The sequence below is a fragment of the Vulgatibacter sp. genome (assembly GCF_041687135.1).
In the GTDB taxonomy this organism is placed as follows: Bacteria; Myxococcota; Myxococcia; order Myxococcales; family Vulgatibacteraceae; genus JAWLCN01.
The window spans coordinates 146,466-161,798 of record NZ_JAWLCN010000011.1 but is presented as its reverse complement, the minus strand read 5'-3'; the positions used below and the strand labels follow the sequence as shown (position 1 = coordinate 161,798).

Here is a 15,333-nt window from a genome sequence, read left to right as displayed (position 1 = left end):
CTACCTGAGCCGCGATGGGGCATTCCGTGGCGGGGCTCTCGCGGGCCTCCGGCCTCCGGACCGCCGATCGCGGAAGGCGTTTCTTTCACAGTCTCTGAGTCGCGGCGGCGCAGGCCTTCGAACTCGTGCAGCGATCACCTTCCGATCCAGACGAAGCCCACGACGACGGGATCGCTCGGCGCTCGCTCGTCGCGCATGTCAAGGCGGACCTGACGAAATGCAAGCATTCGCTGGATCCCATGTGGCAGAGCTAGCCCGACTACACGGTGCGCTTTGCGCTCTGTGAGCCGTCGTGCGCTTTACCGAAGCGAACCGGCCCGTCCCGGGTAGGGGCGGCTCGGTCCTTCCATTCGCAGGAACCGACTTCATCCCCTCCCCGCTTGGTGCGAGACTACCTTCGCCTCGCAGCACGGGCGGGACGAGGGACCATGATCCGAATCTTGGGGGCAGTCGCTGCTTGCGTGCTTCTCGCCGCCTCGGCGGGATGCGCCTCGACCGGCGCAACGCCCGCAGCCACCGAAGCAGCAAGCACGTCACCTTCCCCGGCACCGGCATACAGGTCGCCGGGACCGTGCACGTACCCGCGGGCGATCCCGGCACCCGCCACCCGGCGGTGGTCCTCCTCCACGGCAGCGGCCCGCAGGCGCACGCTCAGAAGAGCGGCGACCAGCTCAACATGGGCTTCGGCTTCCAGATCCCCGTCTTCGACGAGATTGCAGAAGTCCTCGCCGATCAGGGCTTCGTGCTGCTGCGCTACGACAAGCGGAGCTGCGGTCCCTTCAACGGCTGCGCGGATAGCGGCTACGTCCTCGATCCAGCGACCACCGTCGAGAGCTTCATCGGCGATGCGGTGGACGCCGTCGACTACCTCGCCGCCCGCCCCGCCGTGGATCCGCAGCGGCTCTTCGTCATCGGCCACAGCCAGGGCGGCACCTTCGTGCCCTCGGTGCTCGAGGCCCGGCCGCAGGTGCGCGCAGGCGTGATGCTCTCCGCGAACCACCGGCCTATCGACGCCATCCTCGAGGCGGAGACCGCTTTCGCCCGCACCATCCTTGGCGGGGCGGGCGTGCCGGCGGAGATGGTCGCCGCGGTTGCGGCGACCCTCGACGAGCTCGTCGGCGAGAGCGTTGCGAGCCGCGCCGGCACCATTCAGCGTGAAGGCGCCGGCGGAACATCGGTCGCGTTCTGGAAGTCGGCGCTGGCGCACGGGGACGCGGTCCCTGCCGTCGCCGCACGGATCGACCGACCGCTGGTCCTCCTCGGCGACACCTACGACTGGAACGTGCCGCCGGCGGAGATGGAGGCCTAGCAGAAGACCTTAGCCGCCGCCGGCGCCTGCCTGCATCGCACGAAGGACCTTCCGTGCGTGACCCACCTTGGCAAATCCGTCGACGAGCCGAATTACCTCCATTTGAAGCCGGCGATGATCAGCCAGAAGGTGGCCCCGAGGTCGTCACGTAGATCGCCAGCTTCCTGCGAGCTGGCCACGGGACGTAGGCTGCGGTGATGGAAGGTCGATCCCTCTGGACGGGCAAGCATGCCTCCAACCTGCACGAAGTCCGGCTGGATCCATAGCCGCTAGTCGGCAACAAGCGGGGGGAGCAGGCAGTGCTGGTCGAGCCGGAGCACGAGGCGAAGCTCCGCGCCTTCGTCGACTACGCCCGCCGATCGGTGAAGGCGTTCTGGGCGCTGCTCGTCGCCTCGCTGGTGCTCTGCCTTGGAGGCACGCTGCTCTCGCTCGCCTGGGCGCCGGCGATCTGGGCGGTGCCGGCGGGGCTGCTTCTCACCTGGATGCTCGTCGCCTACCCCTTCGCCACGCCGGAGACGATTCGGGCGATGGGGATCCGGCGGTCGGTGATCCTCGCGCGGGTCGGTGCCGGGATGATGTTCGTGCTGGCGGTGGCGACGGTGCTGCTCGCGCTGCGGGCCGATTGAGGGCAACGCGTCAGGAGAGGCCCAGCCGTGGGCCGAGAAGGCGGCGCACGAAAGCATCATCCTGCCCCACGATCTCCCGGAGGCGGGTGGTGGCCTCCTCGGCGCGGCCCAGCCGCTCGGCGGGCAGCATCGCCCGCTGGTAGGCATCGAGCACGTCGGCGTTGGTCACGTCGTAACCGCAGCCTGCGGCGAGCCAACGCGTCGCGGCGATCCCCGACGCCATGGCGATGGCGGGCTCCTTCTCGGCGAAGTCGCGCGCCGCGCGGGCGAGGGTCGCGGGGTTGCAGGGGCTGCTGCTCATCAGGCGGATCGCCTCGTTGAACAGGCCTGCGTCCTTCGCGGCGGCAAACCACTTGCCCTCCTCGCCGGGGGTGCTGGCGGCGAGGGCGGCGAGGATCTCCGCGGCGCTCTTGCCCGGGTACTTCTTGGCGAGGCCGCGGAAGCTGGCGAGGTGGGTGTTCCCCGCCGCGGCCTCGATGGCGTAGCGCTTCCAGGCTTGGTCGACGAGGCCGGAGGAGAGCAGGATCTGCTCGCACGCCCGGGCGACGGCGACGGCAGGAGTCCAGGGGCCCCGCGACGCCTCGGCATAGCGGACCGCCTCGGCATAGCGGACCGCCTCGGCATAGCGGACCGCCTCGGCATAGCGGACCGCCTCGGCCTTGCGCCCAAGGGCAACGAGCGCCTTCACGCCCCATTGCCGCGAATGCCACGAAGCCCGCGGATTCCGCTCGATGAGCCGGAGGATCTCCTCGTAGGCGCCGGCGCGGAGCAGCGAGCTGAAGACCGCGCCCTCGCCCCGGAAGAACGAGCCGTCGGCGAGCGCCTGTTCGAGGATGGGCCGCAGCCGCGCAGCCCACGCCGCCGCCACCTCGGCGCTGCCGCAGACCTCGCCCCAGTGGTCGGCGAGGGTCTCGATGTAGGGGATCTCGTCGGCCTCGAAAGCGTCCCACAGCCGCTCGAGCCAGGCCTCCCGCAGCGCGGGCTCGGCAGGGGCCGAGCCGATCAGCGCGGCGAGCTCCTCGACGGCGGCGTTGACGGCGCTGCCGATGCTCCCGGAGGACGAGTCGACGTTCTGCAGCGCGCCGGAGACCTTCTCGAGGAAGAGCGCCGCGCCCTCCGCTGCCGCCACGGGCTCGGTGCGGGCGACTTTCCGGATCTCCGCCACCGCCTCGCGGACCCGCGTCACCGCAGGCTGGGATTTCCAGCCGAACGCCCCTTTGCGAAAGCGGGTGCGGAAGGCCCACGGGTGGGCAGGGGCTTTGGGCTTGCGGGTGGCCATCGACTCGGACTCGGGCGCGGTTTTGGAGGCGCGTTCTACCCCGCGCCTCCGCACGCGGCCAAGGGACGCGCTACTCCGCCTCCTCGTCCTCGGCAGGCAGCTCCTCGGCCCAGGCGTCAGGAGCAGCCTCCTCCTCGGCGGCCACCGCAGCGACCTGCGCCTTCTCCTGGTACTCCTGGAACGCAGGCACGGCCACCGCGGCCATCACCACGGCGACGTAGACGACGATCACCAGCGCGATCGACGCGCCGCCGCCCGCGGCCACGCCGAGCATCGGCGCCAGCACGAAGCCCGGCACGCTCCGCGGCACGGGCCGCAAGGAGCCCGGCGCCTCGAGCTCCGCCAGCGCCGCCACCCGCTTGCACAGGTAGGGGTGGCTCGCGACCAGCTCGTAGATCGACATCCAGAAGCCGCCGGTCTCCTCGCGCTGGGCCATGAAGGCCTGCAGATTCATCTCGGCGGTGAGCTTGCCGCCGGCGGCGAGCACGCAGAGGCCGCGCATCGACGCCTCGAGATCGCCGACCACGTGGTGGCCCGCCCGATCGCAGGTGTACTCGCACGCGCGGCTGTAGGCGGGCCCGAGCCAGGGCACGAGGTGGAAGGGCAGCAGCAGCGCCTTCCACTTCAGGTGCCCGGCGGCGAGGTGCGCGATCTCGTGGCCGATGACGAAGTCGAGGTGGCGCACGTCGTGGCAGTTGTCGACGAGGTCGGAGTAGATGACCACGAAGCGCCGCGAGAAGAGCTTGGTGGCGAAGGCGTTCAGGCTCCCGCCCGCCTGGAGCACGTAGACATCGGGCACCTCGTCCAGGCCCAGCTTGCGCGAGGCGAGCTTCACCCGCTCGTAGAGCCCGGGCAGCTGCTGCTCGGAGATCCGCACGCCGTTGCCCCGCACGTAGGCGAGGAAGAGCGCGTGGGCCATGAGCACGCCGAGGAAGATCATCGCGCCGTAGAGCAGGCCGATGATCGAGATGACCATCCCGAGCCATACGAAGGCGGAGAAGATGACGCCGATGATGAAGAGCGGCTGTTCCTTCGGCGAGCGAAGGCGCGGGTCGAATGCCATGTGAGTCCCCCAAAGCGCGGCGGCCTGGCGCCGTGAACCTGCAAAGCGCGCAGGGTAGCCCGGGAGCGATGTCGCACTTCAAGAGCCAAAAGCTCGCTCCAGGCGATGGAATCGCGCCCAACCCCGATATGCGAAGTCCCCAACTCCTGCCGTGGCCCGGGCCCCCTACGACGCAGGTGACTAGTTTGAGGGGCTGCAACGGCGGGTATAGGCTCCCCTACTTCACCCAGGGGGAAAAATGGACGCCAAGCAGCTGCTCGACCTGGTCCAGCGCTACCACGAGAATCGTGAGTTCATCGGGAACGAGGAGACCGCCAAGGTTGCCCTCGTGATCCCGTTCATCAAGCTGCTCGGCTACGACCCGAGCATGCCGCGAGAAGTCCGGCTCGAATACTCGGCAGACTTCACCGTCGGCGACGGCAAGCGGCTCCCGGATCGGATGGATTTCGCCATCTTCGATCGAACGGGTGCCAAGCCGCTCATGGTGATCGAGACGAAGCCCCTTGGGACCGACCTCCTCTCGAAGTCGCAGCAGCTGGCCCGGTACCTCGCCCAGATGAAGGACCTCCACTTCGGCATCATCACGGACGGCTGCCACTACTACTTCTTCGGCGACCTCGAGAGCCCCAACCAGATGGACGGCGAGCCGTTCTTCACCTTCTCGCTCGATGACACGAAGACCGATTGGACCAAGGTCGCCAACTTCCTGGGCAAGTTCTCCCGCGAGTCGTTCAACGCCGAGACGCTGATCACCGATGCGGAGAACAGCCGGTATCGGCAGGGGATGATCGATCGCCTGGTCAAAGCGCTGCGCGCTCCAGCGGACGACGAGGCCTTCCTCCGCTGGCTCACGGAAGACGTCTACAAGGGCAAGCGGACTGCCGCGGTGATGACGCGCCTGGGCGACGTCGCCAGGGAGGCGGTCGAGCCGGCGCTCCTGCGGGTCATGGGCGATGATTTCGTCGAGAAGCTCAAGCAGCGCATCCAGAAGCTGAACGAGAGCGGCAGCCCCGACGGCAAGGAGACGAACACCGTCCGTGATGTGCCGACGAACCTGCAGCCGGTCACGAAGCCGCAGCCCACCGACGAGGCGCAGAAGCCGCCGGCCAGTGGCGTGGAGACGACGGCAGAGGAGCTCGAGTTCTTCGAGACCGTGAGCGGCATTTGCGTGAAGGCAGGGTACGAGCGAGCCGAGATCCTCCACCGCGACACGGTGAACTACTTCAACGTCTCGTACCGCCGGCCGACCAAGTGGTTCATCCGCTATTTCAGCGGCGGTCGTCGCCGCAACATCGTCACCCTCGTGCCGGTCGAGGAGGCGAAGCAGCTCTGCCCCGGCTTCGAGGTGGAGGAGTCGCCTGCCACCTTCGGGATCTCCCGGGTGAACATCGACAGCGTTGCCCAGCTCTGGGCGCTGTCCGCCCTCGTGACGCGCAGCCTCCAGCTGCTGCAGGCGAGCAAGGACGAGGGGGACGCAACGACCGTCGCCTCTACGCCGACGGTCTGACGATCTCCCGCGACGAGCGCGCCGCCTCGTGCGGCGCCTCGCACCCGCCACAGCAGCCCGCCCTTCAGCGCACCGGCTTCGCCTCCGGGAACCGCCAGGTGCCGTCGAGGATCTCGCGGCGGGGCCGGTAGAGGCGGACCATGTAATTCCACCCGGGCACGATCGGCAGGCAGTTCGGCGCCCCGCCGTCGCAGCCGCCGAACTGGACGGTGACCGAACCGTCGCCCTCACGCCGCGCGGTCACGCCGTTCACCGTGTACGCCTCCCGGTCGTTCGGCTCGAAGTAGCCGGCAGCGTTGTAGACGCTGATCGACCAGAAGCCGTCCACCGGCACGTCCCGCAGCGACAGCCGGTGCACCGTCGTGCCGTCATTCCGCTCCGGGACGACGTTCAAATAGAGCGCATCCTCGTCCGGATTGCCGCCCCACGCGCTCGCGCTGCCGATGAGGTGGCGCACCGGATCGACGTCCTCCCGCTTGCCGAACATCCGGCGGGTGTCGCCCAGGGTCGAGCCGAGCACGAGCAGCGCGTCGCGGATCTTCTGCTGGCTCGCAGCGTCGAACGCCTGCGCCTCGAAGACGCCGCGCCCCGCCTGCTCGACGCCGATCGCATCCTGCAGCCGGTGCACCTCGGCGAGGTCGGCCGGGTCGTTGGGATCGACCAGGATCCGGATGGCCGTGAGCACATACCGCGTCCCGATTCGCGATCGCTCGAGCGTGTGCCTGCCAGCGCCGTAGGCGACGAGCGGCGTGTAGTGGTCCTCGTCGATCACCTGCAGCGAGAGGAAGCGCTCGCCCACCTCGGGCAGGGTGAGCGTCACCGGCCCCGCTTCGAGGTCGAAGACCGCCGCCGAGTAGAGCGTGTCGCGGTTCATCCGGATCACGGTCTGGTCGTCGATGGGCGTCACCGCCCGGTTGTGGTCGAAGAGGCCGATCCCCCGCCGTCCGGCGACGGACCGGAAGTAGAGCGTGCTCTCCGCCCGCGCGAAATTGTCCGGAGTCACCGGCACTGCAGCAGCCATCGTTCCAGCCCTCCCGCGGCGAACGCCGCCGCCGTCCGGAACCTTGCGTCGTGCAGGTGGTTCAGGGCGAGCCCCTGTGCGGGCGCAGCCGTCCCTCGAAAACTCGCACCGGCAGTTGAACCACCTCCCCGCCGCCGGCGTACCGTGCCCGGAAAGCGCGCAGGCGCTGCAGGGGGGAAGAAGATGCTCTCGATCGAAGGACTCACCCACGTCTATCCGAACGGCACGCGGGCGCTGGACGGCGTAAGCCTGCAGATCCCCAAGGGGATGTTCGGCCTGCTGGGCCCGAACGGCGCCGGTAAATCGACGCTGATGCGCACCCTCGCCACCCTGCAGCAGCCCACCGCGGGCTCGGTACGCTTCGGAACGATCGACATCGTCGCCGAGCCCCACCTCCTCCGCCGCACGCTGGGCTACCTGCCCCAGGACTTCGGCGTCTACCCCCGCGTCTCGGCGTACGACCTCCTCGACCACCTCGCCCTGCTCAAGGGCATCACCACCAAGGCCGACCGCCGCGCCACGGTGGAGACGCTCCTCCACCAGGTGAACCTCTGGCCCCACCGCAAGAAGGCGATCGCCGGCTTCTCTGGCGGCATGCGCCAGCGCTTCGGCATCGCCCAGGCGCTCATCGGCAACCCGCAGCTGGTCATCGTGGACGAGCCCACCGCCGGCCTCGATCCCGAGGAGCGCAACCGCTTCCTCAACCTGCTCGCCGCCATCGGCGAGAACGTGGTGGTGATCCTCTCCACGCACATCGTCGAGGACGTGGCCGATCTCTGCCCCCGCATGGCGGTGCTCGCCGAAGGGCGCATCCTCCTCGAGGGCGCGCCGCTCGCTCTCGTCGACGGCCTCGCCGGCCGCATCTGGAAGAAGGCGATCGACCACCGCGAGCTCGACGACTGGCGCGCCCGCTGCGAGGTGATCTCGAGCCGCCTCTTCGCGGGCCGCACGGTGATCCACGTGCTCGCCGACGCGCCGCCGGACGAGGGCTTCGTCGCCGCAGCCGGCGGCCTCGAGGACGTCTACTTCTCCACCCTCGCCCAGTCCCGGAAGGCAGCGTGAGAGCCCTCTCGCCGATCGCGGCCTTCGAAGTCCGCTACCAGCTCCGCCAGCCGCTCTTCTGGAGCATCTTCGCGATCTTCTTCCTGCTCTCCTTCGGCGTGATCGCGCTCGAGCAGATCAAGGTGGGCGCCGGCGGCAACGTCCTCAAGAACTCGCCCTTCGCAATCGCCCAGCTCCACCTCGTCTTCACCCTCTTCTTCATGTTCGTCACGACCGCCTTCGTGGCGAACGTGGCGCTCCGGGATGACGAGACGGGCTTCGGCCCCATCCTCCGCGCGACGCCCATCGCCAAGGCCGCCTACCTCTACGGCCGCTTCGCGGGCGCCTTCGCGATGGCGGCGCTCTGCTTCCTCGCCATCCCCTTCGGCGTGCTCCTCGGCACGGCGATGCCCTGGGTGGATCCGCAGGTCGTCGGCCCCAACAGCCTGGCAGCCTACGCCTACGCCTACCTCTTCCTCGCGCTGCCGGGGCTCTTCGTCACCTCCGCCGCCTTCTTCCTCCTCGCCACCTCGACGCGCTCGCCCACCGCGACCTGGATCGGCGTGGTGGCCTTCTTCGTGGTCTACCTCGCCGCGAACGTGCTCCTCGACGAGCCGGGCTACGAAACGATCGTCGCCCTGGCGGAGCCCTTCGGCCTTTCGGCCTTCAACGAGACCACCCGCTACTGGACCGCCGCCGACCGCAACACCCAGCTCGCCGGCACCGCGGGCCTGCTCCTCTACAACCGGCTCATCTGGATCGGCGTGAGCGTCGTCCTCCTCGCCCTCGCCCACCCGCTCTTCCGTTTCGGCGAACGCAAGCGCAAGGCGAAGCCCAGCACGGACGAGCCTGCCGCCCCGCCCCCGCAGCGTCCCCTGCCCGCGCCGCGCTTCGGCCCCCGCACCATCACCCTCCAGCTCGCCGCCCAGGTGCGCTTCGAGACGCGCCAGGTGCTGCGCAGCCGCGGGATGATCGTCCTCCTCGAGCTCGGCGTGGTGAACGCGGTGATCGCGCTCGCCAACGTGAGCGAGCTCTTCGACGTCGATCTCCACCCGGTGACCCGGGTGATGATCGAGACCCTCGAGGGCTCCTTCGGGCTCTTTCCGCTGATCATCGCCGCCTTCTACGCAGGCGAATTGGTCTGGCGGGAGCGCGACCACCGGATCCACGAGATCGTCGACGCGACCCCGCTGCCGGATTGGGCCTTCCTCGTTCCCAAGACGATCGCCCTCGCCCTGGTGCTCCTCGCGATGCTCGGTGTGAGCGCCGTGGCGGCGATCGGCGTACAGGCCTGGCAGGGCTACACCCACTTCGAGCTCGGCAAATACCTCGGCTGGTACATCCTCCCTGGCGCGATCGAGTGGACGCTACTCGCTGTACTCGCGGTCTTCCTCCAGGTGATCGCGCCGAGCAAACCGATGGGCTGGGGGCTCATGCTCCTCTACCTCGTGGCCACGATGGTCCTCTCGAACCTCGGCTTCGAGCACGGCCTCTACCGCTACGGCGGCGGCCCCACGGTACCCCTCTCCGACATGAACGGCACCGGCGACTTCGCCGCTGCGGCGAATTGGTTCCGGGCCTATTGGTCGGCCTTCGCCCTCCTGCTCCTCGTCGCCGGCCACCTCCTCTGGCGGCGCGGCACCAACCGCCAGCTGCGCACGCAGCTCCGCAGCCGCTTCCGGCCGACGACCGCCGCCCTCAGCGTCTTCGCCCTCCTCCTCCTCGCCGGCATCGGCGGCTTCGTTCTCCTCAACACCCACGTGTGGAACGACTACGCCACCGCCGAGGAGAACGACGAGCGCCTGGCCGCGATGGAGAAGGAGCTGCTCGCCTACGAGAAGGTCCCGCAGCCCGCGATCACCGACGTGAAGCTCGATCTCGATCTCCACCCCCACGAGCCGCGCCTCGTCACCACCGGCAGCTACCGCCTCGAGAACCACACCGCCGCGCCCCTCGCCGAGGTGCACATCGCCCACGCCGACGGGCTCGAGGTGGCGCACCTCGCGATCGAGGGCGCCCGCCTCGAGAAGGAATACGAGCGCTTCGACTACAGCATCTACCGCTTCGAGCCGGCGCTCGAGCCCGGGCAAGCCCGCACCCTCTCCTTCCGCACGGTGCTCGCGCAGAAGGGCTTCAAACACCGCGGCAACACCACCCGCCTCGTGGACAACGGCACCTTCGTGAACAACGCCGAGTTCGCCCCGCTCCTCGGCTTCCACCGCTCGGGCCTGCTCAAGGACCGCGCGAAGCGGCGCAAATACGGCCTGCCCGAGGAGCTGCGGCCCGCCCGCCTCGAAGACGAGAGCGCCCGCGCGCACAACTACGTGCACGTGGACTGGGTGAACGCGGAGATCACCGTCACCACCGACGCGGACCAGACGCCGATCGCCCCAGGCTACCGGGTGAGCGACGAGAGCCGCGACGGTCGCCGCACGGCGCGCTTCGTCACCGAGGCGCCGATCCTCCACTTCTTCTCCGTGCAGTCGGCGGCGTACGAAGTGGAGCACGCCGAGCACGAAGGCGTGGAGCTCGCCGTCTATTACGACGGTCAGCACCGCTACAACGTGGACCGGATGATCGAGGCGATGAAGGCCTCCCTCGCCACCTACCGAGACGTCTTCGGCCCCTACCAATTCCGCTACGCCCGCGTGGTCGAGTTCCCCGCCTACGCGATGTACGCGCAGGCCTTCGCGGGCACGATGCCCTACGCCGAGGGGCTGGGCTTCATCGCCCGCTTCGAGGACGAGGAGGCGATCGACTACGTCACCTACGTCACCGCCCACGAGGTCGCGCACCAGTGGTGGGCCCACCAGATCATCGGCGCCGACGTGCAGGGGGCCACCGCGCTCTCCGAGACCCTCGCCCAATACTCGGCGCTTCTGGTGATGGAGCGGCTCTACGGCCCCCACCAGATCCGCCGCTTCCTCAAATACGAGCTCGACCGCTACCTGCGCTCCCGCGGCAGCGAGGCGGTGGAGGAGCTGCCCCTGGTGCGCGTGGAGAACCAGCCCTACATCCACTACCAGAAGGGCTCGCTGGTGATGTACCTGCTCAAGGAGCGCATCGGCGAGGAGGCGGTGAACCGCGCCCTGCGCACGATCCTCGAGCGGCACCGCTTCCAGGCCGCGCCCTTTCCCACGGCGCAGCACCTGGTCGATCTGCTCCGCGCCGAGGCGGGCCCCGAGCACGACCAGCTGATCACCGATCTCTTCGAGCGGATCACCCTCTACGATCTGCGGGTCGAGGAGGCGAAGGTCGCTGCCCGGGGCGACGGCCGCTTCGACGTCACGCTGCAGGTCCACGCGCGCAAGCTCTACGCGGACGGCAAGGGCGTGGAGACCGAGGCGGCCCTCGGCGAGGGCGAGAGCTTCGACGTCGGCCTCTTCCTCGAGAAGCCCGGCAAGGCGGGCTTCGGCGACGACGACGTGCTCCACCTCGCCCGCCTCCCGCTGCGGGAGGGGGCGCAGGAGGTGACGCTCACCGTGGAGCGGCGGCCGGCCTTCGCCGGGGTCGATCCCTACAACAAGCAGATCGACCGCAACTCCGACGACAACCTGGTGGCGGTCGCCGACTGACGGAGCGCTACTCCGTCTCGAGGGTCAACGCAGGCAGCGAGTCCGTCGCCTCCGCACCGAGCCGGTAGGCGGCGTCGGTGGACGAGAAGGTCCGCTCCTCGCAGCTGACGAACTCGTTCTCGAAGTAATAGGTGGGGCCGACCTCGGCGCCACGTTCGTAGGCCGTTCCCATCGGCAGGACCCCGATTACGTCTTTGCACTGCCGGGCGACGTACTCGATCAGGATCCGCGGGGCGCTCCCGGTGCAAGAGGAGGCGACGCCGATGCGTGCCGCCTCCCCGCACGTGGCATCCGCAAAATACATCCCGCTGATGATCCCGCGATCGCTGGGGACGCAGACGAAGTCGCCGCCGGCGGTCTGCGCCACGAAACAGATCTCGTCCCGGCTCGTGTCCCAGAATCCGCGCACGTTCCCCAGCGGCGCCCCGTCGGCGTCGGTGTAGCGCATGCCCTGGAGAAGTTCTTCGCCCTCGCGCGCGATCGTCGCGTGCGGGATCGCGTCGTCGGAGAGCGCCTCACCGAGGCGGTGGTAGCGATAGCTGCCGACCGTCGTGGAGGTGCAGGTGCCGCCGGCGTCGCGGAAGTAGACCTGCGCGGGCGTCACCTGCGCGCCGAGTGCGTAGATGCGCGAGCCGCTGTAGCAACCGCTTCCGTCGCGGTCCTGGAAGACGATGAGCGACGGTGCGGTGGCGGTTGCGGTGGAGAACATGGCGATCGGATCGGTGCAGCCCGCATCGAGGAAGCGAGCCACGGCGATCTGCGGCGGCACGCAGCGCCCCTCGTCGTCGAACTGGCAGCGGTAGCCCAGGGTGCCGTGGACGGTCTCGAGCAGGGCGCGGCTGCCGTCCTCGCCGTCGACGAAGCGAGCGACCATGCCTTCGGCCCGGACCTCGTCGTCCCGGGTGCCCCGCACGAAGGAGGCGGAAGGGACGTGCTCGGCGACCCACTTCGGACCGCTGGTGTCGACCCCAAGCGCCATGCAGCTGCTCTCGGAGCGGTAGTAGATCCGCCCCTCGGTGAGCACGGCAGGCTCGTCGGTGCGCCGGTAATAGGCACCGGTGGCTTCGCTGCGCGCCCAGCCGGCACAGCCCTCCGCGTCGGCCTCGAGGTAGACGGGCTGGGTGCAGCCCTCGTCGGCGAAGTAGACGGACGCCGCGCTCGCGGGCAGGCAGCGGAGCGCGTCGTCGGCGGCGGTGGCGAAGGTGCAGGCGACCTCGAGCTCGCTGTCCCAGAAGTCGGTGGTCTGCCACGCGCCGGGTGCTGCCTCGAGGTAGCGGCGCCGCAGGCGGGTGCCGCTCGAGCCGGTGGGGTCCTCGTAGCGCAGCTCCTCGCCGCCGCCCGCACCGCCGATGCCCCCGGCACCGCCCGCGCCCCCCGTGCCGCCGGCACCGCCTGCTCCGCCTGCTCCGCCCGCGCCACCGGCGGAACCCGCCGTGCCGCCAGCGCCACCGCGCCCGCCGCCGTCGTCGTCGTCTCCGCAGCCGGCAGCGAGCGCGGCGCAGGTGAGCCCGGCGACGAGCAGCACCGTCCACCTGCTTCGAATGAAACCGTTCATGGGACCCCTCCCGGTGGGCGGTCCCGGCCGCCCACTTTCGCCGCAACCTACCGGGGCCAGCGTCCCAAGCCAATCCACCGGGAGTCCGGTGCCACCCTGCCCGACACGGCAGGCAGATCTACGGGCCGGCGAAGGCTGCAGCCGCCGCTGCGGGCCGGGCGAGGATCCGCGCGGTGATCGCCCGGATCGCCTGCCGGGTGGCGGGCGCTTCCGTCACCGCCGGCCAGGGCTGAACCTCCTCGAGCATCTGCCAGTTCGCGACGCCTGGCGGCGACCACCGCTCGCGTGCGAGGATCCGGGCCAGCCGTGCGGCGCAGACCTCCGGTGCCTCCCAGCGGCGCTTCACCCGCTCGAGGAGCCAGCCGAGGGGCCCGGGGCGCTGGCCCAGGTCGGTCCGCACCACGCCCGGGTGGACGACGAGGACGTCGACCGCCGGGTGCTCCGCCGCCACCTCGCGCATCGCGATGGCGAAGCAGAGCTTGGTCGTCGCGTAGGTGCGGATCGCCGAAAAGTCCGCGCCGCTCGGCGTGCGCTCGGGATCGAAGCGGCCCTTCACGAGCAGGCCGGCGCTGTTGACCAGCACCCGCCGCAGCTTGCCCGAGGCGAGCAGCTCCTCCTGCAAGGCGAGGGGGCCCAGGTGGTTCACGGCGAACGCGGTCTCGAAGCCGTCGACGGTGAGCGTGCGCCGGGAGGGCCAGAGACCGGCGTTGTGGATCAGGGAGGCGCCATCCTCCACCCATGCGGCGAGCTGGCCACCCAGGGCGCGGGCTTCGCCGAGCGCGGAGAGATCGCCCGGGAGCGCGACGGCCTCGCCGCCCCGCGCACGGATCTCCGCCGCCAGATCCTCGAGACGCTGCTCGTCCCGCGCGACGAGGACGAGCCGATCGCCGTGTCCCGCGAGCTCGAGCGCCAGCGCGTGCCCGATCCCCCGGGATGCCCCCGTGATGATGAAGTCCGCCATGCGGAGCAACATCTCCCTGGCCACAACGACTTGGAAGTTTTCTCCAACTACAAGCCATCGACCCGGCGTCTCTCATTGCCTACAATCGGACGCATGGTCGTCGGAGCAAGGCGGGACGGAATCGAACGGCGGGACGCGGTCCTCGACGCGGCGCTGCGCTGCTTCAACGATCGCGGGGTCCTGCTCACGGGGATCGAGGAGATCCGCCGGGCTGCCGGCGCGAGCCCCTCGAGCATCTACCATCTCTTCGGCGGGCTGCCCGGCATCACCACCGCGCTCCTCGTGCGGATCTTCGAGCAGCTCTTCGCTTCCCTCGCCGCCGCCATCGCGAAGAAGCGCACCGCGAAGGGATCCGTCACCGCGCTGGTCGCCGCGCACATCGACTGGATTCTCGCCCACCCGGACGAGGGCCGCTTCATGTACCAGGCGATGTCGCTCGAACTGGGCCCCGCGGTGCAGGAGCCGCTGCAGCTGCGCAAGGCCGAGCTCCTCGCCCCCATCGCCGCCCACCTCCGCCGCTTCATCGAGCGGGGCGATCTCCCGCGCTGGTCGCCGCTGCAGCTCGACGTCGTCCTCCTCGGCCCCAGCCACGAGGCCCTGCGCCGCCACCTAGCCGGCGCCCCCCTCGATCCCGCCTGGATGCGCACCACCCTGCCCGCCCTCGCCTGGCAGAGCGTCGCGCCGCGGGGTAGGCTTCTCATGTGAACGCTGCTGTCACGGAGCGACTGATGACCCGAATCGCGTGGGCCCTTCCCCTCCTCTTCGCCGCTTGCGGCGCCGACGACAACCAGCTCGGCGATGGCGAGTACACGCAGCACTGCCACCTCACGACGACGATGACCGTCGAGAACTCGGATCCCGTCAGCCGTTGGATCGCCACAGGCTGGGGGGTCGAGGCGTTCGAAGAGGTAGAGGAGACGAGCGTCACCTGGCGCGCCACCCATTGGCACGGCGAGGCCGTCGACCTGCGGATCGAACAGGGTGTCTTCCCTCCGCAGCAGCTCTACCTCCCGCACGGGGAGGGCGACGGCGGTCGCTGGGTCGAAGCCGAGGGCACGTGTTCACGCACGCTGGTTCCGTCCGGCGAGTTCGGCGACCTCCCCCGCTACACGTGCTCGCTGACCGCCACCTTCGATGGTGCCGATCGGCCCGTGACGATCGACGTCGGTGAACTCGAGGTCTGCGCCGTCGAGTGAGGCGGCAGCGACCCGCTTGACAGATCGGCTCCGCCGACCTTCTACTTCGCCCTGCATCAAGAGCGGCCCCGCCTTCCGGCGCGGGCCCGACAACCTGGAGACGGACCTCCAAGGTGTCTTGAACGATGCGGTCCTGGCTCTGGTGGCCAGGGCAATCCAAGCGTCCGGAGCGAGGCCCTCCTCGGCATCCGGGAATGAGG

12 protein-coding genes and 1 riboswitch are annotated in these 15,333 nt (G+C 69.8%); of the genes, 7 read left to right on the top strand and 5 right to left on the bottom strand.

What is annotated here, in order from left to right:
- Positions 1–457 precede the first annotated feature (457 nt).
- Positions 458–1,309 carry an alpha/beta hydrolase family protein gene (locus ACESMR_RS20570; protein ID WP_373049000.1) on the top strand — a complete coding sequence of 284 codons (852 nt, stop codon included), beginning with the start codon at positions 458–460 and terminating at the stop codon, positions 1,307–1,309.
- 299 nt (positions 1,310–1,608) lie between these two features.
- Positions 1,609–1,935 (top strand): hypothetical protein, encoded by a 327-nt coding sequence (locus ACESMR_RS20565; protein ID WP_373048999.1) that lies wholly within the window; start codon positions 1,609–1,611, stop codon positions 1,933–1,935.
- A gap of 10 nt (positions 1,936–1,945) precedes the next feature.
- Here the strand turns inward: ACESMR_RS20565 and ACESMR_RS20560 are convergent, their stop codons facing one another.
- Positions 1,946–3,214 (bottom strand): hypothetical protein, encoded by a 1,269-nt coding sequence (locus tag ACESMR_RS20560; protein ID WP_373048998.1) that lies wholly within the window; start codon positions 3,212–3,214, stop codon positions 1,946–1,948.
- Positions 3,215–3,284: 70 nt separating this feature from the next.
- Positions 3,285–4,277 carry a M48 family metallopeptidase gene (locus tag ACESMR_RS20555; protein ID WP_373048997.1) on the bottom strand — a complete coding sequence of 331 codons (993 nt, stop codon included), beginning with the start codon at positions 4,275–4,277 and terminating at the stop codon, positions 3,285–3,287.
- 238 nt (positions 4,278–4,515) lie between these two features.
- Between ACESMR_RS20555 and ACESMR_RS20550 the strand changes: the two genes are divergently transcribed.
- Positions 4,516–5,784, top strand: a complete 1,269-nt coding sequence (locus ACESMR_RS20550) for a type I restriction enzyme HsdR N-terminal domain-containing protein (protein WP_373048996.1) — start codon at positions 4,516–4,518, stop codon at positions 5,782–5,784.
- A gap of 64 nt (positions 5,785–5,848) precedes the next feature.
- Here the strand turns inward: ACESMR_RS20550 and ACESMR_RS20545 are convergent, their stop codons facing one another.
- Complete coding sequence (locus ACESMR_RS20545; protein ID WP_373048995.1) at positions 5,849–6,805, bottom strand: DUF1254 domain-containing protein; 957 nt, start codon at positions 6,803–6,805, stop codon at positions 5,849–5,851.
- Positions 6,806–6,988: 183 nt separating this feature from the next.
- Here ACESMR_RS20545 and ACESMR_RS20540 point away from each other — a divergent pair, with 183 nt between their 5' ends.
- Together ACESMR_RS20540 and ACESMR_RS20535 are read left to right on the top strand one after the other, a co-directional pair.
- A complete protein-coding gene (locus ACESMR_RS20540; RefSeq protein WP_373048994.1) occupies positions 6,989–7,867 on the top strand; it encodes an ABC transporter ATP-binding protein in 879 nt (292 codons plus the stop codon).
- Positions 7,864–11,421 (top strand): ABC transporter permease/M1 family aminopeptidase, encoded by a 3,558-nt coding sequence (locus ACESMR_RS20535; RefSeq protein ID WP_373048993.1) that lies wholly within the window; start codon positions 7,864–7,866, stop codon positions 11,419–11,421. Before ACESMR_RS20540 ends, ACESMR_RS20535 begins: the two co-directional genes overlap by 4 nt.
- Before the next feature lie 7 nt (positions 11,422–11,428).
- Here the strand turns inward: ACESMR_RS20535 and ACESMR_RS20530 are convergent, their stop codons facing one another.
- Both ACESMR_RS20530 and ACESMR_RS20525 read right to left on the bottom strand, forming a co-directional pair.
- Entirely contained in the window at positions 11,429–12,976 is a 1,548-nt protein-coding gene (locus ACESMR_RS20530; RefSeq protein WP_373048992.1) for a hypothetical protein, read from the bottom strand.
- A 118-nt stretch (positions 12,977–13,094) separates the two neighbouring features.
- A complete protein-coding gene (locus ACESMR_RS20525) occupies positions 13,095–13,937 on the bottom strand; it encodes an SDR family NAD(P)-dependent oxidoreductase (protein WP_373048991.1) in 843 nt (280 codons plus the stop codon).
- Positions 13,938–14,030: 93 nt separating this feature from the next.
- Between ACESMR_RS20525 and ACESMR_RS20520 the strand changes: the two genes are divergently transcribed.
- Complete coding sequence (locus ACESMR_RS20520) at positions 14,031–14,642, top strand: TetR/AcrR family transcriptional regulator (protein WP_373048990.1); 612 nt, start codon at positions 14,031–14,033, stop codon at positions 14,640–14,642.
- Between the two features lie 23 nt (positions 14,643–14,665).
- Entirely contained in the window at positions 14,666–15,133 is a 468-nt protein-coding gene (locus tag ACESMR_RS20515; protein WP_373048989.1) for a hypothetical protein, read from the top strand.
- Between the two features lie 48 nt (positions 15,134–15,181).
- Positions 15,182–15,302: riboswitch (SAM-I-IV-variant riboswitch) on the top strand.
- The last annotated feature ends 31 nt before the right edge of the window (positions 15,303–15,333 follow it).

Coding starts and splice junctions, on each gene's coding strand:
- ACESMR_RS20515 (WP_373048989.1), top strand. CDS start 14,666: ATGACCCGAATCGCGTGGGCCCTTCCCCTCCTCTTCGCCGCTTGCGGC.
- ACESMR_RS20520 (WP_373048990.1), top strand. CDS start 14,031: ATGGTCGTCGGAGCAAGGCGGGACGGAATCGAACGGCGGGACGCGGTC.
- ACESMR_RS20555 (WP_373048997.1), bottom strand. CDS start 4,277: ATGGCATTCGACCCGCGCCTTCGCTCGCCGAAGGAACAGCCGCTCTTC.
- ACESMR_RS20530 (WP_373048992.1), bottom strand. CDS start 12,976: ATGAACGGTTTCATTCGAAGCAGGTGGACGGTGCTGCTCGTCGCCGGG.
- ACESMR_RS20550 (WP_373048996.1), top strand. CDS start 4,516: ATGGACGCCAAGCAGCTGCTCGACCTGGTCCAGCGCTACCACGAGAAT.
- ACESMR_RS20540 (WP_373048994.1), top strand. CDS start 6,989: ATGCTCTCGATCGAAGGACTCACCCACGTCTATCCGAACGGCACGCGG.
- ACESMR_RS20545 (WP_373048995.1), bottom strand. CDS start 6,805: ATGGCTGCTGCAGTGCCGGTGACTCCGGACAATTTCGCGCGGGCGGAG.
- ACESMR_RS20525 (WP_373048991.1), bottom strand. CDS start 13,937: ATGGCGGACTTCATCATCACGGGGGCATCCCGGGGGATCGGGCACGCG.
- ACESMR_RS20560 (WP_373048998.1), bottom strand. CDS start 3,214: ATGGCCACCCGCAAGCCCAAAGCCCCTGCCCACCCGTGGGCCTTCCGC.